This window comes from Neptuniibacter sp. QD48_55, from assembly GCF_047778115.1.
Lineage (GTDB): Bacteria > Pseudomonadota > Gammaproteobacteria > Pseudomonadales > Balneatricaceae > Neptuniibacter.
The window spans coordinates 3,337,895-3,356,611 of record NZ_CP180555.1 but is presented as its reverse complement, the minus strand read 5'-3'; the positions used below and the strand labels follow the sequence as shown (position 1 = coordinate 3,356,611).

General features: G+C 44.8%; 17 protein-coding genes. 12 read left to right on the top strand and 5 right to left on the bottom strand.

Features of this window, described 5'->3' with window-relative positions:
* Positions 1-29 precede the first annotated feature (29 nt).
* A complete protein-coding gene (gene yrfG, locus ACMXYW_RS15845; RefSeq protein WP_415892793.1) occupies positions 30-686 on the top strand; it encodes a GMP/IMP nucleotidase in 657 nt (218 codons plus the stop codon).
* Complete coding sequence (gene hslR, locus ACMXYW_RS15840) at positions 683-1,093, top strand: ribosome-associated heat shock protein Hsp15 (protein WP_415886198.1); 411 nt, start codon at positions 683-685, stop codon at positions 1,091-1,093. Before yrfG ends, hslR begins: the two co-directional genes overlap by 4 nt.
* 53 nt (positions 1,094-1,146) lie before the next feature.
* Here the strand turns inward: hslR and ACMXYW_RS15835 are convergent, their stop codons facing one another.
* Positions 1,147-1,929 (bottom strand): phosphatase PAP2 family protein, encoded by a 783-nt coding sequence (locus ACMXYW_RS15835; protein WP_415904658.1) that lies wholly within the window; start codon positions 1,927-1,929, stop codon positions 1,147-1,149.
* 111 nt (positions 1,930-2,040) lie between these two features.
* Between ACMXYW_RS15835 and hslO the strand changes: the two genes are divergently transcribed.
* From hslO to ACMXYW_RS15815, 4 genes are all read left to right on the top strand, one after another.
* Complete coding sequence (gene hslO, locus ACMXYW_RS15830) at positions 2,041-2,910, top strand: Hsp33 family molecular chaperone HslO (RefSeq protein WP_415904657.1); 870 nt, start codon at positions 2,041-2,043, stop codon at positions 2,908-2,910.
* Between the two features lie 209 nt (positions 2,911-3,119).
* The gene (locus ACMXYW_RS15825; protein ID WP_415882789.1) at positions 3,120-4,667 is read left to right on the top strand and encodes a phosphoenolpyruvate carboxykinase; all 1,548 of its coding nucleotides are present in this window, start codon (positions 3,120-3,122) and stop codon (positions 4,665-4,667) included.
* A gap of 117 nt (positions 4,668-4,784) precedes the next feature.
* The gene (locus ACMXYW_RS15820) at positions 4,785-5,756 is read left to right on the top strand and encodes an alpha/beta hydrolase (RefSeq protein ID WP_415904656.1); all 972 of its coding nucleotides are present in this window, start codon (positions 4,785-4,787) and stop codon (positions 5,754-5,756) included.
* A 15-nt stretch (positions 5,757-5,771) separates the two neighbouring features.
* Positions 5,772-6,872: a poly(3-hydroxybutyrate) depolymerase gene (locus tag ACMXYW_RS15815; protein WP_415904655.1), complete on the top strand. Its 1,101-nt coding sequence runs from the start codon at positions 5,772-5,774 to the stop codon at positions 6,870-6,872.
* Between the two features lie 25 nt (positions 6,873-6,897).
* Here the strand turns inward: ACMXYW_RS15815 and ppx are convergent, their stop codons facing one another.
* Positions 6,898-8,412, bottom strand: a complete 1,515-nt coding sequence (gene ppx, locus ACMXYW_RS15810) for an exopolyphosphatase (protein ID WP_415904654.1) — start codon at positions 8,410-8,412, stop codon at positions 6,898-6,900.
* A gap of 300 nt (positions 8,413-8,712) precedes the next feature.
* On the opposite strand from ppx, the gene trxA reads away from it, so the two are divergent.
* The 6 genes from trxA to ACMXYW_RS15780 all read left to right on the top strand — a co-directional run bounded on the left by trxA (position 8,713) and on the right by ACMXYW_RS15780 (position 15,361).
* Entirely contained in the window at positions 8,713-9,039 is a 327-nt protein-coding gene (trxA, locus tag ACMXYW_RS15805; RefSeq protein WP_415882785.1) for a thioredoxin TrxA, read from the top strand.
* A 229-nt stretch (positions 9,040-9,268) separates the two neighbouring features.
* Complete coding sequence (gene rho / locus ACMXYW_RS15800) at positions 9,269-10,528, top strand: transcription termination factor Rho (RefSeq protein WP_007021413.1); 1,260 nt, start codon at positions 9,269-9,271, stop codon at positions 10,526-10,528.
* Between the two features lie 63 nt (positions 10,529-10,591).
* On the top strand, positions 10,592-12,070 hold the full coding sequence (gene ubiD, locus ACMXYW_RS15795) for a 4-hydroxy-3-polyprenylbenzoate decarboxylase (protein WP_415904653.1): 1,479 nt from the start codon (positions 10,592-10,594) through the stop codon (positions 12,068-12,070).
* 3 nt (positions 12,071-12,073) lie between these two features.
* Positions 12,074-13,120: a 2Fe-2S iron-sulfur cluster-binding protein gene (locus tag ACMXYW_RS15790; RefSeq protein WP_415904652.1), complete on the top strand. Its 1,047-nt coding sequence runs from the start codon at positions 12,074-12,076 to the stop codon at positions 13,118-13,120.
* A 263-nt stretch (positions 13,121-13,383) separates the two neighbouring features.
* Positions 13,384-14,013 carry a hypothetical protein gene (locus ACMXYW_RS15785; protein WP_415904651.1) on the top strand — a complete coding sequence of 210 codons (630 nt, stop codon included), beginning with the start codon at positions 13,384-13,386 and terminating at the stop codon, positions 14,011-14,013.
* A 124-nt stretch (positions 14,014-14,137) separates the two neighbouring features.
* Positions 14,138-15,361, top strand: coding sequence for an EAL and HDOD domain-containing protein (locus ACMXYW_RS15780; protein WP_415904650.1), 1,224 nt, complete (start codon positions 14,138-14,140; stop codon positions 15,359-15,361).
* Positions 15,362-15,410: 49 nt separating this feature from the next.
* On the opposite strand, the gene ACMXYW_RS15775 is transcribed toward ACMXYW_RS15780, so the two are convergent.
* Genes ACMXYW_RS15775 through ACMXYW_RS15765 form a run of 3 tightly spaced genes read right to left on the bottom strand, consistent with a single transcriptional unit; the run spans position 15,411 to position 18,708 of the window.
* A complete protein-coding gene (locus ACMXYW_RS15775) occupies positions 15,411-16,664 on the bottom strand; it encodes a heme biosynthesis HemY N-terminal domain-containing protein (RefSeq protein ID WP_415904649.1) in 1,254 nt (417 codons plus the stop codon).
* Complete coding sequence (locus tag ACMXYW_RS15770; protein WP_415904648.1) at positions 16,664-17,935, bottom strand: uroporphyrinogen-III C-methyltransferase; 1,272 nt, start codon at positions 17,933-17,935, stop codon at positions 16,664-16,666. Before ACMXYW_RS15770 ends, ACMXYW_RS15775 begins: the two co-directional genes overlap by 1 nt.
* On the bottom strand, positions 17,932-18,708 hold the full coding sequence (locus tag ACMXYW_RS15765) for a uroporphyrinogen-III synthase (protein WP_415904647.1): 777 nt from the start codon (positions 18,706-18,708) through the stop codon (positions 17,932-17,934). The genes ACMXYW_RS15770 and ACMXYW_RS15765 overlap by 4 nt, the downstream gene beginning before the upstream one ends.
* Between the last annotated feature and the right edge of the window lie 9 nt (positions 18,709-18,717).

Below are 18,717 nucleotides of genomic sequence, written 5' to 3'. Positions count from 1 at the left end.
TGAGGTTTCCTCTTTACTTGGCCTGAAAAATGTTTGATTGGCAGAATATAGATACCGTCTTGCTGGATATGGACGGCACCCTTCTTGATCTACACTTTGATACCTATTTTTGGCTAGAACATCTACCCCTGCGATATGCGCAGATCCACAAAATGGATCAAGATGAAGCTCGCAGTTGGTTGCATGAGCGTATCATAGAGCAGCAAGGAACTCTTAATTGGTATTGTTTGGATTATTGGACGCGTGAACTGAATGTGCCCATTACTGAACTGAAGTCTGAGATTGCCGACAAAATCGCTTTTCGCCCTCATGTGCAGGACTTCCTAGCTACTTTAAAAGAGCAGGGAATTCGCACGGTTATTGTGACGAATGCGCATTGGGGAAGCTTGTCTCTTAAAATTGAAAAAACCGCTATCAACGATCTTGTGGATGATGTCATCTGCTCTCATGACTTTGGATTGCCCAAAGAAGATCTCACTTTTTGGGATCGTCTGCAGCAAGTAGAGCCTTTTGATAAGTCCCGTACCTTGCTGGTGGATGATAGCTTTGCTGTACTTAACAGTGCTCGGGAATATGGTATTAAGTATTTATTGTCGATCTACCAACCTGATAGCCAGCAGCCTAAAAGAGAAATAGATGACTATAGTGCTATAGAGCACTTTGATGAGATTACCCCCAAGAAATGACAGATACAGAAGTAAAAGTTCGACTTGATAAATGGCTTTGGGCCGCTCGTTTTTATAAAACCCGCGCTGTTGCCAAACAGATGATCGATGGCGGTAAAGTGCACTACAACGGCCAACGTACCAAATGTAGCCGACACGTTGAGATCGGCGCTGTCTTAGAAATTCGTCAGGGTTTCGATGAGAAAGAGATCGTAGTGGTTGAGCTCTCGGATAAGCGTCGCGGTGCGCCCGAAGCACAAAAGCTCTACAAAGAGACTGAAGCCAGCATTAAAAAGCGAGAAGAGCATGCAGCTCAGCGCAAGGCGATGGGTAGTAGCTTGAATCCGCGCAATCGACCGAATAAGAAAGAGCGTCGTCAGATTCGATCATTTAAAGATGGTGAGCGCGGCATCTTTGATAAAGGTTGAATGCTAACCGCATTGCTCATTTGTTTTTGAACAATGCGGTTTGATAAGCCTGTTTAAGGCTTGAGAATCGGAAGTTGATTTAGCAAAGGTATCTTTGCGAATAGCCGTATTAATGGCAGCAGAAGTTTATGAGCCTTGCTGGTAGCTATATGCATAATTGGCGTGCAGAAAGCCCAGCTCAGGGTAATCATCGCTGAGAATGCCCCGCCGACTAAATTGTCGCTCGCCCAATGGGCTCCACCAACAACGCGTGGAAGCATAAATAGCACGGCTAAAAACAGAGCTGATAGAGATAGCCAGCTACGTGCATTTAGCATCATAAAACCTGCCCAAGTTAGCACGACGGTAGCGTGGTCCCCAGGGAAGGTGGATGTTGCACTGTCTTTGGCCGGAATATCCGGTACGATCTGACTAAATCGATATGCAGGCTCCAGCAATAAGGTTGGGCTTTTACCACTTAGCTCCGCAGCCTTAGTGAAATTAGCCACCCCTTCTCTGACAAAGAACATCAAAACAAGTAGTAGAACAAACCCAATGATCGCTTGCTGCAGGCGGTCACGTTTTATTCCGAACCCAGGGAAGGTCAGACTCACCAGCATGATCGTCAGAGGGATAAGATCCATAATGCGGACATTGGCCCACGCCCAAAAGCGGGTCCAACCATTATCTTCAGACAGTGTGCCATTCAGCATAAAAAATAGGTTTTGGTCGATGCTGCGCCAGAAAGCAAAGCCTGTTTCTGTCACGAAGAAGCCAAACCAAGCAAACGCAAATAGATGCCCAAGGAAAAGCGCTTTTAGATTCCAAGTCTGCCTGAAAACGGTGATATCGTTCATACTGCAAATACTGTCCCGAATTGTTAGACAGATATGATAAAATACCTGTATTGACTTGGGTACCTGTCTGGACCCTCTTATTTTCCACTTATAACTCGATAGAATCCTCTCATGAGTAATCCTGATCAGATTCAGCGTATCCTATTCGATGAATTGGATATTCGCGGCGTTGTTTCCGGCGTACAGCAAACCTGTGCCGATTGTTTTGAAAACCATGACTATCCCGCTGTGATCCAGCAGGTGTTAGGTGAAATGTTAGCAGCAGTGAGCTTGCTTAGCTCGAACCTAAAATTTAAAGGTCGTCTTATTCTTCAAGCTCAAGGTCGAGGAAATGTTCGTGTGTTAATGGCGGAATGTAACCATGACCGCGATTTACGTGCGATTGCTCGTTACGAAGGTGAGCTAGATGAACAAGCTAACTTTGTGGATCTATTACCGCAAGGTCAGGTTGTCCTGACTATCGAGCCGGAGCAAGGACAGCCTTATCAAGGTATTGTGCCGCTAGACGGAGAAAACCTTGGTAAATGTTTAGAGAACTACTTCCTAAGTTCCGAGCAACTGCCAACCCAGATCCAGCTAGCTTCTGATGGTGAAAAAGCAGCAGGTATGATGCTGCAGGTATTGCCAGCGCAAGGTACAGGCGAAGAAGACTGGGACCGGGTCAGTCACTTAGCGTCCACGCTTAAAAGTGAAGAGTTATTGGAGTTAGATAACGAAACATTGTTGTACCGACTTTTCCACGAAGAACAATGCCGTCTATACGAACCGGATGACGTTCGATTTAAATGTACCTGTTCGCGTCAACGCAGCGAAGCGTCCTTGAAACTTGTCGAAAAAGCAGAGCTTTTAGAAGTACTAGAGGAACAAGGTAAAGTGGCTGTGAATTGCCAGTTCTGTAACGCGCAGTATGATTTTGATGCTGCAGACATTGAAGCCTTGTTTGCTGAAAACGTCGCATCAGGCGGCTCACAAGTACATTAAGCGAACTTATATTAGATATTCTGGTGGTGAATTTGCAGTAAAATCAATCAAATAAGCCTGTTTTTGCGGCAGGTCAAATGCGAATTGATTTCAACAATGGCACAGCGTGCGATTTTTGTGCATAATACGCCTCCTTATAATTACGATACACCATAGCCTTACGCCTTATTAGGTAACGTTATTGGCGCCTATGCCAAGGGAACCCAGTAATGACCAAAGATTCTGTTAACATTGCACACCATAACTTAAGCCCAGCTAAGCTGGTTGAGAAAGCCATTGCCAACGGTGAAGGAACACTTGCTGACACTGGCGCATTGGTAGTGACAACAGGTAAACGTACCGGTCGTTCTCCGATGGATCGCTTCATCGTTGAAGAGCCAAGTACTGCTGATTCTATCGATTGGGGTAATATCAACCGCCCATTCGATTCAGACAAATTTGATGCGTTATGGACTCGCGTAGAAGAGTTCATCGCAGATAAAGAACACTTCGTGTCAAACGTACACGTTGGTTCTGATCCAAACCATTATCTTGCTGTAAACATGACTACTCAGACTGCATGGCAGAACCTGTTTGGTCAGAACCTTTTCATTCGCCCTGCGGAATACAACCCGAAGTCGAAAGAAGAGTGGCAGATCCTAAACGTTGCTGGTTTCGAATGTGATCCAGAGCGTGACGGCACAAACAGCGATGGTTGCGTAATCATCAACTTCGCTAAGCGTAAAGTTTTGCTAGCAGGCATGCGCTACGCTGGTGAAATGAAGAAAGCGATGTTCTCTGTACAGAACTTCCTGCTACCAGAGAAAGACGTATTGCCAATGCACTGTTCTGCAAACGTTGGTGATGACAACAGTACAACGCTATTCTTCGGTCTATCTGGTACAGGTAAAACAACTCTGTCTGCTGACCCTTCTCGTTACCTAATCGGTGATGATGAGCACGGTTGGGGCAAAGGCGTTGTATTTAACCTGGAAGGTGGTTGCTACGCTAAAACTATCAACCTAAGCCAGAAGAACGAACCAATTATTTGGGACGCTATTCGCTTTGGTGCGATCGTAGAGAACGTTGCTCTAAACGATGCACGTACAGCTGATTACGATGACACGTCTCTAACTGAGAACGGTCGTTGTGCATACCCGCTACAGCACGTTGAAAAACGTACTGTATCTAACATGGGTGAAGAGCCAGATTCTATCGTATTCCTAACATGTGACCTGACTGGCGTATTGCCACCAGTATCTATCCTGACTAAAGAAGCGGCTGCGTACCACTTCCTGTCTGGTTACACTGCACTTGTAGGTTCTACAGAAATGGGTTCAGGCGGTGGCATCAAGTCTACTTTCTCTACTTGTTTCGGTGCTCCTTTCTTCCCTCGTCCAGCGCACGTATACGCTGAGCTTCTAATGAAGCGTATCGAAGAGTTCGGTTCTAAGGTTTACCTTGTAAACACTGGTTGGACTGGTGGTTCTTACGGTACTGGCGAGCGTTTCAGTATCCCAACTACTCGTGGCATCATCTCTGCAATCCAGAATGGTTCCCTAAACGGTGTTGAGACTGAGAAGCTAGAAGGCCTTAACCTGGAAGTACCAGTTTCGGTTGAAGGTGTAGATTCTACACTGCTTAACCCACGTAACACTTGGGCTGATAAGTCTGGTTACGATGCAACTGCAAATGATTTGATCGGTCAGTTCGTAGAGAACTTCAAGAAGTTCGATGGCGTATCTGAAGAGATCATTGCGGCAGGCCCTAAACTATAAGCGGCTAGCTAGCATTTGAAAAAAACCTCGTATTTATACGAGGTTTTTTTTTGCCTTTGTTTTGTAAAAAGCATAATTGTATCAAGTGTATGATTCATTAAATCAGGGAATGATTTTATGCAAGGTTTTAGCCAGAGGAGGGTACTTCTCGGTTTTTTGGGGTTCTTATTAAGTTTTTCTGTATATGGTGAAGGCTATCAGAGCCGACTTGCCAGTAAAGGAATTACGTTATATCCCGATGTAAAGTACGGCGCTCACCCATTACAGGCATTCGATATTTATGCCCGAGATGGCATTTCAAATGCGCCTGTTATCTTTATGGTTCATGGCGGTGCATGGTCGAAAGGGGATAAATCAGCTGAGAGTGTAGTGCGAAACAAAGTGCAGCGCTGGGTTGCTGCTGGCTTTGTATTTGTTTCCGTAAACTATCGCCTGGTACCTGAAGTGATGCCACTCGAGCAGCTACAGGATCTGCAGCAGGCGCTTGTTTCTGCGCAAAAGAGTATCCGGAAATTCGGTGGTAGCTCCGATGATTTTTTATTGATGGGGCATTCGGCTGGGGCGCATTTAGTTGCTTTGCTTTCATCGACACAGGCAGAAGTCATCCAGAAGGGAGGGAATTCTTGGTTAGGATCTATTTTTTTGGATAGTGCTGCTCTTAATGTTCCCGAGATAATGAGGTCAAAGCATTATGGTTTCTATGATAAGACGTTTAGCTCTAATTCTGAATTTTGGCTACAGGTCTCTCCTTATCATCAGATCAAATCAGATCTTAATCCTGTACTGCTTATTTGTTCGAATAGGCGTTTGAAGGCGTGTGAGCAAGCAGATCGCTATGCTGACAAGGCTAGGTCTTATGGTATATCTGCTTCGGTTTTAAAATCCCCTTATTCGCATAAAGATATTAATGTGAAACTAGGGCTAGCTAATGATTATACCTGGCGTGTAGAGCAGTTTATGTCCCGTTTAGGGGTGCAGGTGCAAGATGTTTTAATACGAGTGAAAGCCGATATGGGTAAAGATGATGGGGCTGGAGTAGGCCCTTTTAGGCTTCTTATCCAAAAAGTTAAGGCCAAAAGAACTGATTAATTACAAGGAGGGACTATGATCCGTTTACCACTGCTCTTGGGATGTTTGGCGCTTTCCAATATTGTACAAGCTGAAGAGCATGACAAAGAGTTATCATCTATAGTGCTTCCGGCGTTAAATGCTATTTCGGACCAAACCTCCATATCTGGTTTGTCCTCAGGCGGTTTTATGGCTGCCCAGTATCATATTGCTTATTCTGAGAATCTAATAGGTGCTGGAATCATCGCCGGAGGACCCTGGAATTGTGTCGCGAGTATTCCCGGTAATGATTTGACACCTAAGCTTGTGAGTGCCACCACAACCTGTATGGACCCTTGCAAGTACAGTTGGTTTGGTTGCCCTGAATCTCTATATCCTAATAGTCGTTATTTGTCTGAACTAGCCAAGACTGAAGCTGAGCGCGGCAGCATAGCTAGGTTAGAGAATCTTTCTGACGACAAAGTTTATATCTTCTCAGGCCTCGAAGATAGAACGGTAAAGCAGGTTGTAGTAGATCAGACACTGTCTTTCTATAAGTACTTAGGCCTGAATGAAAGTGTGATTCGGTATGACAATAAAACTGCTGCGGGGCATGGGTTTATTACCGATGACCTTGAAGATAATTCGTGTGGTCAGACCGCAAAGCCATGGATTAATAATTGTGGGTTCTCCCAAGCACGGCGATTGCTAGAGCATATCTATGGCGAATTAGAGGTAGATGTTGCAGAGCTGTCAGGTGAGTTGATTAAGTTTGATCAAACGCCATTCATCTCAGGTGAATACACTAGTCTAGACGATATAGGTTATGCCTATATTCCTGAGAGTTGCCGTAGTGAATCTTGCCGAGTGCATGTGGCTCTACATGGTTGCCGTCAAGGTCATGAATTTTTGGGGGATCGGTTCGTAAAGGGCACTGGTTATAACGAAACAGCAGATGCTAATCAGTTGATTATCCTGTACCCGCAAGTAAAACCATCCTCAATCATGCCTTTAAACCCTCGTGGCTGTTGGGATTTTTGGGGGTATAGCAGTAATAGCTTACCGCCATATCATTACTATAAAAGAAGTGCGCCGCAGATGAAGGCGATCAATCAAATGGTTAATCGCTTAATCTCAAAACCCACTAATGAGCTTTAGCAGTGCAAGTTTGAGAGTTAGATAGTTAGCTGTATTTGAGCTTTATATCAGCGTTATCTAGATAACTTGCTTCCTGTTCCAGCCCAGCTTCGGTCAATGGGTGGTGAGATAGCCAGTCCTCAGGGAAATTCATATGCAATGTTTTGCCGTCAAAGCTAAAAGTGATAGCAGGTAAACGATCTGAAGAGCGACTACGATGGAGTACCACAGCCAGTCTCAGTAACACGCAGAGTCGACGATAGGATTCTTGTAGGCGTTTAGGTAATGTCTTGAATTCGTCTTTAGGAAATTTGCGGCGATGGCCACGAACGAGAGTTGCTAGTTGTTGTTGCTCGCGTGTCGTAAAACCGGGAAGGTCAGAGTTGCTAAGCAGATAGGCGCTATGCTTGTGGAATTGGCTATGCGCGATCGTAAGGCCTATCTCGTGGGTACGAGCTGCCCAACAAAGCATATCGTAGTCTTTAGGAGATAGCTGCCAGCTTTCCTTTAGTTGTGCCCAAGCAAGAAGCGCAGTTTGTTCAACGCGCTCAGCTTGCTCTTGGTCAACATGATAGCGCTGCATCAGTGCAGTGATGCTACGATCACGTACATCTTCATGCTTTAAACGTCCAGCCATATCATAGAGAACGCCTTCACGTAGAGCGCCTTCGGAGAAGCTGAGCTTTTCAATATTAAGCGCTTCGAAGATCCCGCATAAGATAGCGACGCCAGCTGTAAGGACGGTTTTTCGCTCAGTTTTGATGCCCTCAATATCGATGTCTTCACTGTGTTTGAAGGTCAGCAAAAGGTCTCTAAGTTGCTGTAACCCTTCCCAGGTAATGGATTCTTGGCTGTAGCCATAATCCTGACAAATATTGCGAACGGCTTTGATCGTGCCGGATGCGCCTACCGCACTATTCCAGCCGATATGGCGATATTCACGTACAATTGATTGCAGTTCTTGGCGAGCGGCTGTGCGAGCGCGTTTAAAGTTGGAAGCAGAGATAATGCCATCTTTAAAATAGCGTTTGGTATAGCTAACACAGCCCATATGGAGGCTTTCCATAGTGCGGGGCTCAAAGCGTTCTCCAATGATAAACTCAGTACTACCACCACCAATATCAATGACTAAGCGGGAGCCTTGATCATCTGCAAGGGTGTGGGATACACCTAAATAGATAAGACGTGCTTCCTCTCGACCTGCGATGATCTCGAGCGGAGTTTCTAGGATAGCTTCAGCTTCCTCAATAAACTCTCGGCTATTTTTGGCTTCACGCAGAGCGTTGGTGCCAACAACTCTAACGGAATCTCTAGGGAGATCTTTGACGCGCTGGGCAAAACGGCTGAGGCATTCAAGCCCACGTTGTTTGGCTTCATCTGTTAGGTAGCGCTTCTCATTAATACCAGCAGCTAGTTGAACCTTATCGGACATAAGATCTATTGGACGTATCTCGCCCTGATCAAGCTGCGCGACAACCATGTGGAAACTGTTAGATCCTAAATCAATGGCTGCTAAGCGTTGATCATCTTGTTTATCTGAAACAGTTAAAGGTTCTGTCATGCGTTATCGTCCTATGACCCGATATGTAAGGCTGAGCTAGATTACCAAAAGTACTGCGGTACTGCAGTTGCTTTTCATCTTTTGTTTTAAGGCTTTTAATTTATAAGGGTAGTCTACTGAAAATATGGCCCAGCAATACCATAAAATGGGGTTTTATCGCGCTTGAGGTTTAAGCTTATAGCTAAATAATTGACCTCTATACTAGGGAATTGCCCTTGTAGGCGTTACACAATAGGCGACGAGGATGTTATTATCGGCAGTCTTATTGAAAAATAATGGGCGCAGCGGAGAAAAGTTCCCATGAGTGAAAACATTGTAAATGTTACAGATGCTTCCTTTGAGGAAGATGTTCTCAAAGCTGAAGGTGCAGTATTAGTTGATTACTGGGCTGAGTGGTGTGGTCCTTGTAAGATGATCGCCCCTGTTCTGGAAGAGATCGCTAAAGAGTACGGTGACCAGTTGAAAATTTGTAAGCTGAACATCGATGAAAACAGCGAAACTCCACCAAAATTTGGTATTCGTGGTATCCCTACATTGATGCTTTTCAAAGGCGGCAATGTAGAAGCTACTAAGGTTGGCGCACTATCTAAATCGCAGCTTTCTGCGTTTATTGAAGCTAATCTTTAATAGATTGATACCTAGAAAGTGTAATGTGGCTCAAAACATTACACTTTCTTACCTTTGCACTATAGACAGACCCTTACCTACCTTCTATAGTGTTGCTTGTTTGGTCCTCCCGCTAAAATCTTTTTCCTTCGTTGTATTTTATGCGAGAGCGTTATGACCAACGTTCGACTTTCTTCTTAAATTCCATCCACATATTAAAAATTAGCTTCGTGCTTCTTTTCTTCAAACTATGAATCTTACCGAACTAAAAACAAAAAGCGTTCCCGAGTTACTTGAAATTGCCAAAGGCATGGGAATGGATAATCTGGCTCGTTCCCGTAAACAGGATGTTATTTTCGCTATTCTTAAGCGTCATGCGAAAGGCGGTGAAGACATCTACGGTAATGGTGTCCTAGAAATTCTGCAGGATGGTTTTGGTTTCCTGCGTTCCGCTGACTCCTCATACCTAGCTGGCCCGGATGATATTTACGTATCTCCAAGTCAGATTCGTCGTTTTAACCTACGTACAGGTGATACGATTGCGGGTAAGATTCGTCCACCAAAAGATGGTGAGCGTTACTTCGCATTATTGAAAGTTAATGAAATTAACTACGATAAGCCTGATAACGCGAAGAATAAGATTCTTTTCGAAAACCTGACGCCTCTATTTGCGCAGGATCGTTTGCGGATGGAAATCGGTAACGGCAGTACAGAAGATCTGACTGCACGTGTTATCGATCTGGTTTGCCCAATGGGTAAAGGTCAGCGTGCTTTGGTTGTATCACCGCCTAAAGCCGGTAAAACCCTAATGCTGCAGAACATTGCTAACAGCATCACCCGAAACAACCCAGAAACTCACCTGATTGTATTGCTAATCGATGAGCGCCCTGAGGAAGTAACAGAGATGCAGCGTACCGTTCGCGGTGAAGTGGTTGCATCTACCTTCGATGAGCCGCCATCACGTCACGTTCAAGTGGCTGAGATGGTTATCGAGAAAGCTAAGCGTCTAACTGAGCATAAAAAAGACGTGGTTATCCTTCTGGATTCCATTACGCGTTTGGCTCGTGCCTACAACACAGTTATCCCATCTTCCGGTAAAGTACTAACCGGTGGTGTTGATGCGCATGCTCTAGAGCGCCCTAAGCGCTTCTTTGGTGCTGCTCGTAACATCGAAGAGGGCGGTAGCTTAACAATCATCGCAACAGCGTTGGTTGATACGGGTTCTAAGATGGACGAAGTTATCTTTGAGGAATTCAAAGGTACAGGTAACTCTGAAGTTCACTTGGATCGTAAAGTTGCTGAGAAACGTGTATTCCCAGCAATTAACATCCGTCGTTCTGGTACGCGTCGTGAAGATCTTCTTACATCTGAAGAAGAGCTACAGCGTATGTGGATCCTACGTAAGCTTCTAGATCCAATGGAAGATACTGCAGCGACAGAGTTTGTAATCGACAAACTGAAAGACTTTAAAACAAACGACGAATTCTTCCTTTCGATGAAACGGAAGTAAACCGGTTTGCGTATTAAAGGGTGAGCATCTGCTTGCCCTTTTTTATATCTACTAGGTCTGATTATGGCGACACCCAAATATAAAGATCTGCGTGACTTTATCCACATGCTTGAAGAGCGTGGCGAGTTAAAGCGCATTAAACAAGAGATTGATCCTAATCTGGAGATGACCGAGATTAGTGATCGTACTCTCAAAGCAGGCGGTCCAGCTCTGCTGTTTGAAAACCCCAAAGGTTCCTCTTATCCAGTGTTAGCTAACTTGTTTGGTACGCCTGAACGTGTAGCGATGGGTATGGGAGAGGAGTCTGTAGAAGCGCTGAGAGATGTAGGTAAACTTTTATCTCAATTAAAAGAGCCTGAACCACCTAAAGGTATGAAGGACGCTTGGGAAAAGCTGCCTATCTTTAAGCAAGTGCTCAATATGGGCCCCAAGCTGGTTAAGTCAGCGCCTTGCCAGAAGCATGTAATCGAAGGGGATGATGTTGATCTAAATACCCTTCCTATCCAAACTTGCTGGCCGGGGGATGCGGCACCATTGGTTACTTGGCCTTTGGTGATTACACGCGGTCCTAATAAAGAACGACAGAATTTAGGTATCTACCGTCAGCAATTAATCGGCAAAAATAAACTGATTATGCGTTGGCTCGCACATCGTGGTGGTGCACTCGATTTTCGTGAGTGGAAACAGGAACATCCGGGTGAAAAATTCCCCGTTGCTGTTGCTTTAGGCGCTGATCCTGCAACGATTTTGGGTGCAGTGACACCGGTTCCTGATACCTTGTCTGAGTATGCTTTTGCGGGCTTGCTGCGTGGTGGCAAAACTGAAGTTACTCAGTGTATCGGTAATGATCTGCATGTACCTGCTAGCGCTGAGTTTATTTTAGAGGGTTATATTGATCCGGACGAGATGGCGGATGAAGGCCCATTTGGCGACCATACCGGTTACTACAACGAGGTTGATCGTTTCCCTGTATTTACGGTCGAGCGAATTACCCATCGCAGTAACCCTATCTATCACAGCACCTATACTGGTCGCCCACCTGATGAGCCAGCTATCTTAGGCGTTGCGCTGAACGAAGTGTTCGTACCGATTCTGCAGAAGCAGTTCCCTGAAATTGTAGATTTTTATCTGCCGCCTGAAGGCTGTTCCTACCGTATGGCGGTAGTGACGATTAAAAAGCAGTATCCGGGTCATGCTAAACGTGTGATGTTGGGTGTTTGGTCTTTCCTAAGGCAGTTTATGTACACCAAATTCGTGATCGTTTGCGATGATGATGTGAATGCCCGTGATTGGAATGATGTGATCTGGGCGATCACTACCCGTATGGATCCTCAGCGAGATACTGTGATGATCGATAATACACCGATCGATTATCTCGACTTTGCTTCGCCTGTATCAGGCCTAGGCTCTAAAATGGGCATGGATGCGACCAATAAATGGGAAGGTGAAACAACCCGAGAATGGGGTGAGCCTATCGTTATGGACCCTGAAGTTCAGAGCAAAGTGGACGATATCTGGGACGAATTGGGTATTTTAAAGTGATCTATGCCTAAGCATATTCTGATCGAAAATAACGGGGATGAAATTCCTTCTGGGTCAGATGAAACCCTGCTGGAAAGTTTGCATAGAGCAGGGTATAAAATGCGCGTCAGCTGTCGCAATGGTGTTTGTGAAATTTGCGAAGTAAAGCTGCTTGAAGGCGAAATTAAACAACGCTATCCAGAACTGCATCTCTGTGTTGATAGCGTTCAAACTACTCGTAGTGCACCAAGTGTACTAGCATGTACATGTAAACCCTTAAGTGATGTAAGGGTCAGGATTGAAGGGTTAAAAAGCCCTGGAGAGTTATCTGTGAAAAAGCTCCTTTGTGATATTAAGGCATTTGAAAAGCTAAACCATGATGTGTACCGCATCCGCCTGCAAATGCCTGCAACGGCTTCTCTATCTGCCGAATTTTTTGCTGGTCAGTATTTAGATATCTTTTTGCCAGACGGTAAACAGGCTTCATTTTCTATTGGTTCTGCGCCAGATACGGGTCGTGATATCGAGTTACATATCCGTCATATGCCTGAGAGTGAAATGTCTAATGCGATTATCGGACATTTAAAAAGCGAAAAAACGGTAGAGATTGAATTGCCTAAAGGTGATTGCTACCTACAAGCTCATAAACTAAAACCTGATACGCGTTTGATTTTGGCTGCGGCGAGCACGGGCTTTGCGCAAGTGAAGAGCGTGGTAGAACATCTATTGGCTAACCAATTTGGTAACCCAATCTATATCTATTGGGGTGCTTGTGTAGAAGAAGACATGTATTTGGAAAAGTTACCAATGCAATGGGCTGCAGAACATCCAAATGTTCACTTTGAGCCTATCGTGAGTGAGCCTGAAAATAGCCCGGGTTGGACAGGTCGAACAGGTCTTCTATCGGATGCTGTTTTAGAAGATTTTGCCGATTTCGAAAATGTAGAAATCTTTGCAAGTGGCTCTCCAGGTATGGTTTATGCGTTGCTAGATGCGTGTGAGCCACGTGGTTTTGATGAAGCGAATATGCACTCTGATGTATTTGCTTATGCGCCAAGACCTAAGAGTTAATTCACCTCCCTATCAAAAAAGGAGCCTCTGGCTCCTTTTTTATTGCCCAATCGCCCTTAAAAGCGTGTTTTATACTAGCTAGATGTAACAAAGCTTTCTTATAAATGCTTTTCTGATCATTTTTTATTAGAATCCACGGTTCGCGCTTACCCTAATCGCTTAGTTATGGATCTCTATCTGAACGGTTATCGATAAACGCCGAGCCAGAATTGCGCTAGCTAGACGTTTTACCTGTTTCTATCAACTTACTTGGATGTATTCAGATGCAATCATTCGCTGCCTTAATGATTCGATCCCTTGTTTATCTGCTATTTATGGCAGGAGTAGCAAATATCTTTGCAATGGAAGGTTATGCCCTATTGGCAGAGAGTAAGTACGATGAAGGTTCGGCGACAGAGTTGATGCACGATACGTTTGCTTTCGTTACCTGCATGCTATTTTTAGTCGGCGCTTATTACAGTGATACGTTGCGCCCAGCTGCTGTGGTTGTTGCCACGTTGAGTGGCATGATGCTGATTCGAGAGTTTGATGCTTTCTTAGACGAGAATATGTTTGATGGCGCATGGCAGACGCTGGTTTGCATCTTGATTGCTGCATCGACTTTATATTTGATTAGGCAACATCGCCCGGTTAAACCTTCCTTAATTGAATTCTCGAAACTGTCTAGTGCTGGTATCTATCTGAGTGGTATCTTGGTTGTATTGGTATTTTCGCGTCTGTTTGGTCGAGGTTCCTTCTGGGAAGCTGTGATGGGCGATGGCTATGTAAGGGTCGTGAAGAATATTGTAGAAGAGGGAACTGAGCTTATGGGCTATACGATACTGGTTATAGCTGCGGTTGAGTTTCTGTGGCAGATTGTCAGTCAGCGAAAAGTGAGCGCAGATAACGCTTAGGTTAGAGATCTAGAATAAATGAAAGAGGAGCTGCAAGCTCCTCTTTTGCTTTTGGCTGGCAATAACTTCAGTCGCGGGATAAGCTGTATAAAATCCATAACTACCTCAGGGACTTTTGAGTTCTATGGAAGGGCAAAGCTCTGAAGTATTGATGGTTCGGCAGCCTATCTTTGATCGAAACCTCAAGATCATCTCTTACCAGCTGCGCTATCAATATTCTGAATACATCGAAGACTCGTTGTTTGATCCTGAAACTGAGGGGTCAATGCTAGTTATGCATACCTTCACCAGCCTGTTTCAAGACGGTCATATCCATAAAGTACCTGTGTTTCTGCCTTTTCCTAGTTCGATGCTACAGGAGGGGAGTTCTCTAGCGTTGCCTAGAAAAGAGATAGTTATTGAAGTCCATCCAGATATAACGGTGACTGACGAGGTTATCTCCCACCTTAGAATGCTTTCCAAGCAAGGGTACCGAATTGCTTTGGATGGGTTCTCAATGCAACCTCATCTAATCCCTTTAATTAAGTTGGTCAATATCATCAAAATTGATTTTAGTTTGATGCATCGGACTAAAATAAAAAAATTGGTCGCCACGCTGAATAAAGCAAAAAAGACTGCATTAGCACAAAATGTAGATGACTTTGAAACCCTGCAGTTCTGTAAAAAGGTCGGATTTAAGTTGTTTCAAGGTGGTTTTATTAGTCGTCCAGTTAAGGTGCTGGGGAAAGATGTGCCGGGTAATAGCGCGGCTTTAATGCAGCTTTTACAACAGCTGCAGCGTCCAGATATTACACCTTCAGAAATTGAAGAGCTGATTATCATGGATCCTAAGCTTAGTTTTAAAATCCTAAAAGTGGTTAATTCAGCGGCTTATCAGCAGAACCGTTCGATTGATTCTATGCAGCAGGCGGTGGTTATCTTGGGACATGACCAAATAAGGAAGTGGGCGACACTTATTACATTAGCCAGTAACCCTGATAAACCTGAAGAGCTTGCTAGAAACCTATTGGTCCGTGGTCGGATGTGTGAATTGTTGGCCGAATCGTCCGAAGCTTTGCAGCAAGACAGTGCTTTTATGGTGGGGATGATCTCTCAGTTAGATCTCTTATTAGATGTAGAAATGGATGAAATTTTGCGTCAAATTCCCCTGGATGACAGCATTAAGCATGCGATATCTGATTTTGAAGGCGATTTAGGTGGATTGCTGAAAGTTGTGATTGCTTTCGAAAAAGCGGATTGGGAAGAGGTTGAAGCTTCTCCTTTTGGTAAAGAGTTTTTTGATGTGGCTTATCGCCATAGTTTGCATTGGGCAGAACAGGCGATGGAGGCCTTAGTCCAAACGGAATAAATAAAAAAGGATGCTGTGCAGCATCCTTTTTTATGGTCTTGTAAAGCTATTAAGCGCTAGCTTTTTGCTCTACTGGCATCGGTAGCTCAGGCAGGCCTGATGCCACAATGCTTAGGTTTTCTTGTAGTAAACCTTGTGCCTTTTCATCTTCGCCTAGGTGACGAAGTAGGCGCGTCAACTCACCTAAAGTCTCTGGTTTAGCATCTAGCTCAAGGCTTTGCTCAAAGTACTTAACTGCCTGCCCCCAGTGCTCATTACGTAAGGATAAGCGACCTAGGGTTAAAAATAGTTCAGGGCTTTCAGCGTGAGCTTTCTGCCAGCTACGAGCACTATCAAGCTGCTTTTTAGCATTTTCACCATTGATGCGGCCATACAGTGTAACCAGTTTTTCGTCCCAGTTTTTCTTAATCAAACTGCGAAGATTTTGCTCTGCACGATCTTCTGCACCTAGCGAAACAAGTAATTCGGTGTAGCGCTGAACGATTTCACCATTTTTAGTTTGTTCTGTAGGTAGATCAGACCAAGCATCGCTCAATGCTTTTAGGCGGTCTTCTTCACTGGTTTCCACAGGAAGCTTGCTAACACTGTCTTCAAGAATATGAGTGCAGCATTCCGCGCTTAGTTCATATAGCTCTTCTGTTTTAAGCGCTTGGTGTTTACGCAGTGCAGGAATTAGTTGAGAAAGTGCTTTCCAGTCATTCAGACGAAGGTAAACATCTTTCAGCAACTTCATTACGTATGTGTTTTTGGGCGCGAGTGTGCGCAAACGTAGAAGCGTTGCTAGGCAAGGTTCTAGCTGACCACGAGATAGTTGAATCTCAGCTTGAGAGATAGCAACAGTTACTTCGGCTTCAGGCGTTGTGTTGCGTGCCTTTTGTAGAAGTTCGTCAGCTGCAGCTTCATTGTTTTGCTCATGTGCAGCTTTTGCTGCAGCTAGGTAGTTTACTAGCGGCAGATCAGAGCGCTCAGCGGCTTGTGCCAGCTGCTTCTGTGCTTGAGCCCAGTTGCCTTCAGATAACGAAGTTAAGCCTTTTAGCGTCTTACGGCGGCTGATTAGCTGGTTTCTGTTATCTTTCCAAGCTTTTAGCTTAGTGGTTGGCAACTGAGTATGAGTGACTAAGTTTAATAGCCAGTGACCAATGACAAAGCCTACAGCTAAAACAATTAGAAGAACCCATAGGCTGGTTTCGATCGTTGTTTGGTTATAGGCGATTAATACATAGCCTGAATCTTTGATCATCATCTCACCGACGAATGCGCCGCCAGCCAGAATGATCAGTAGGAGAAGGACAAGTTTTTTCATTATGAAGCCCCTTGTTCCTTAAGTTTTGTCATATGAGCAAGGTAGTTCTTCAGGCTGCGAAGAGAACCAGAAATATCTGGCATCTCAGCCGTTACTTTAACGCTCTTCAGCTCAGAAATACCGCGCAGCAAGCTTTGTGTAGTGCCGTCGCTTTGCTCGAAGTAAGTAGAAACCCAATCGTGCGCTTTGTTTAGGCTGGCATCATAAGATGACTGCTTGCGCTGTAATAGAGCAAGCTGAGCTTGTTCTAGCATTAGGTGAAGGTTTTGCTGTAGGTAGTATGTTTGCTGTGGTGATAGCAATGGTTCAATTGGCTCATCACGGTGCTGGATAACCACAAGCTTATTAAGTTTGTCGGTTGCTTTGCTCCATGATTCTTCTAAACCGGCAGTCCAAGACTCTTCGACCACTTCTGGCGTAACTTCTTCTAATAGATCAGGTAGCTTGTGCTGTTTAGAAATTGGGATTAAACGTAGGTTTTGTACCTGATTGTTCAATGCGCCAAGCTGCAGGAATACGCCTTCGGTATCCAATACCGGTACTGCTTCTAATGCTGCGATATCAGCAGCTAAAGCCTTACGTACATCGTAAATGGAAACGTCGTCAGTCTCTTTTAGGATCTTATCAGCAGATTTCAGTAGTTTCAGTGCACCTGCAGATGTTTGTTCCATCAGTACGCGCTGATTAGCGAGACGTAATAGATATTCCACTTCAGCCAGAAGCCAGTCTTTACGATTGGTTTTCTGGTTGGCTGTCACCTGTTGGATGCTTTTAGTTAGGCGTGCTTGCAGCTCATCAATGTTGTTTTTGTCTGCTTGGCTTTGAGATTTTAGTTGGCCTAATGTTTGGTTCATACCAGCTAACGCTTGATCGACAGAACCTCGAGCGTCACTTAGTGAGGAGCTAACCTGAGCTTCAATCGCAGCGTTATTCTGAGCAACGCTATCGCTCTGTTGTAGAGATAGCCAGTACAGGTAACCAGCAGCACCTAATGCGATAATTGAGATAGGCAGTGCTAGTTTGCCAGGCCATGTTGCGGGCTTCTTCTCTTTCTCTACTTTTGGTTCAGGAGCAGATTGCTCTGATGCAGCGACATTGCCTGCTTCAGCCGTTGTTTCTTCTGCTTCTTTTTTAGTCTCTTCTGCAGCGGCTTCTTCCTGTTCAGCGACTGCTTCTGTAGTTTCTTCAACCACTTCTTCAACAACCTCAGTTGCAGGTACATCTTGAGTGGTTTTCTTGTCTTCCTGCGATTGTTTCTTTTTGTTGCTCATCTGTCGATTTCCGCAAAAGTCAGTGACTGCTTCAGGGTGTCGATCATTGCTTGATCGTCTGGCCCCGAGGCCGTGGTTACTCTGTTGAATCCAGCTGCTTCGGCAGCTTTTTTAATACGTTCACTGGGCACAACAAGATGACAGCGTAATAGTGAATCAGTGCTGAATTTGCCATTAGGGCGCTGTATCAAGTCCAGTAAATTGTCGAGTCCTGCGCCGCTGCTGATAAATATGGCATCTAAAGGCCGATTAAAAAGGGCATCGGCAATATCAGCGTCGGAATATGCAGGACATTCACGGCGGTAGAGTTCAGCATAGCTAACCTCTGCTCCCCGTGCACGAAGTTCAGTGGCTAATTTTTCTCGTCCACCCTGGCCTCGCATAATTAAAATCTTATCGCCAGTAATCTGTTGCAGCGCCGGTGATGCTAATAGCGCTTCTGAATCGTACCCCAGAGGGCTGTGATAGGCATCTATACCATAGTTGTTCAATAGTGCTGCACTTTGCTTTCCGATGGCTAGCCATTGTACGCCAAGTGGCAGTTGCGGCCAGTATAAATCGATCCACTCATAACCAATCTCTACTGCATTTGGGCTGATAAAAACGACATGCTGAAATAGATCGAGATCTAAAATATGTTGTTTCAGCGGATGAAAATTCTCATCAGTTTCAGCGATAGGTTGGATTTTGAGTAGCGGAAAGGGGATTGGTTCCGCGCCAAGGGCGCGGAGTTGTTCGGTAAGCTTTTGGGCCTGATGTTCGGGACGTGTCACCAGTACCCT

Excerpts from the sequence above, each read along its gene's own strand:
- rho (WP_007021413.1), top strand. The coding sequence starts at position 9,269 with ATGAATCTTACCGAACTAAAAACAAAAAGCGTTCCCGAGTTACTTGAA.
- ACMXYW_RS15835 (WP_415904658.1), bottom strand. The coding sequence starts at position 1,929 with ATGAACGATATCACCGTTTTCAGGCAGACTTGGAATCTAAAAGCGCTT.
- yrfG (WP_415892793.1), top strand. The coding sequence starts at position 30 with ATGTTTGATTGGCAGAATATAGATACCGTCTTGCTGGATATGGACGGC.
- ACMXYW_RS15815 (WP_415904655.1), top strand. The coding sequence starts at position 5,772 with ATGATCCGTTTACCACTGCTCTTGGGATGTTTGGCGCTTTCCAATATT.
- ACMXYW_RS15770 (WP_415904648.1), bottom strand. The coding sequence starts at position 17,935 with ATGAGCAACAAAAAGAAACAATCGCAGGAAGACAAGAAAACCACTCAA.
- ACMXYW_RS15825 (WP_415882789.1), top strand. The coding sequence starts at position 3,120 with ATGACCAAAGATTCTGTTAACATTGCACACCATAACTTAAGCCCAGCT.
- trxA (WP_415882785.1), top strand. The coding sequence starts at position 8,713 with ATGAGTGAAAACATTGTAAATGTTACAGATGCTTCCTTTGAGGAAGAT.
- ACMXYW_RS15780 (WP_415904650.1), top strand. The coding sequence starts at position 14,138 with ATGGAAGGGCAAAGCTCTGAAGTATTGATGGTTCGGCAGCCTATCTTT.
- ACMXYW_RS15790 (WP_415904652.1), top strand. The coding sequence starts at position 12,074 with ATGCCTAAGCATATTCTGATCGAAAATAACGGGGATGAAATTCCTTCT.
- hslO (WP_415904657.1), top strand. The coding sequence starts at position 2,041 with ATGAGTAATCCTGATCAGATTCAGCGTATCCTATTCGATGAATTGGAT.
- ACMXYW_RS15785 (WP_415904651.1), top strand. The coding sequence starts at position 13,384 with ATGCAATCATTCGCTGCCTTAATGATTCGATCCCTTGTTTATCTGCTA.
- hslR (WP_415886198.1), top strand. The coding sequence starts at position 683 with ATGACAGATACAGAAGTAAAAGTTCGACTTGATAAATGGCTTTGGGCC.
- ACMXYW_RS15820 (WP_415904656.1), top strand. The coding sequence starts at position 4,785 with ATGCAAGGTTTTAGCCAGAGGAGGGTACTTCTCGGTTTTTTGGGGTTC.
- ubiD (WP_415904653.1), top strand. The coding sequence starts at position 10,592 with ATGGCGACACCCAAATATAAAGATCTGCGTGACTTTATCCACATGCTT.
- ACMXYW_RS15775 (WP_415904649.1), bottom strand. The coding sequence starts at position 16,664 with ATGAAAAAACTTGTCCTTCTCCTACTGATCATTCTGGCTGGCGGCGCA.
- ppx (WP_415904654.1), bottom strand. The coding sequence starts at position 8,412 with ATGACAGAACCTTTAACTGTTTCAGATAAACAAGATGATCAACGCTTA.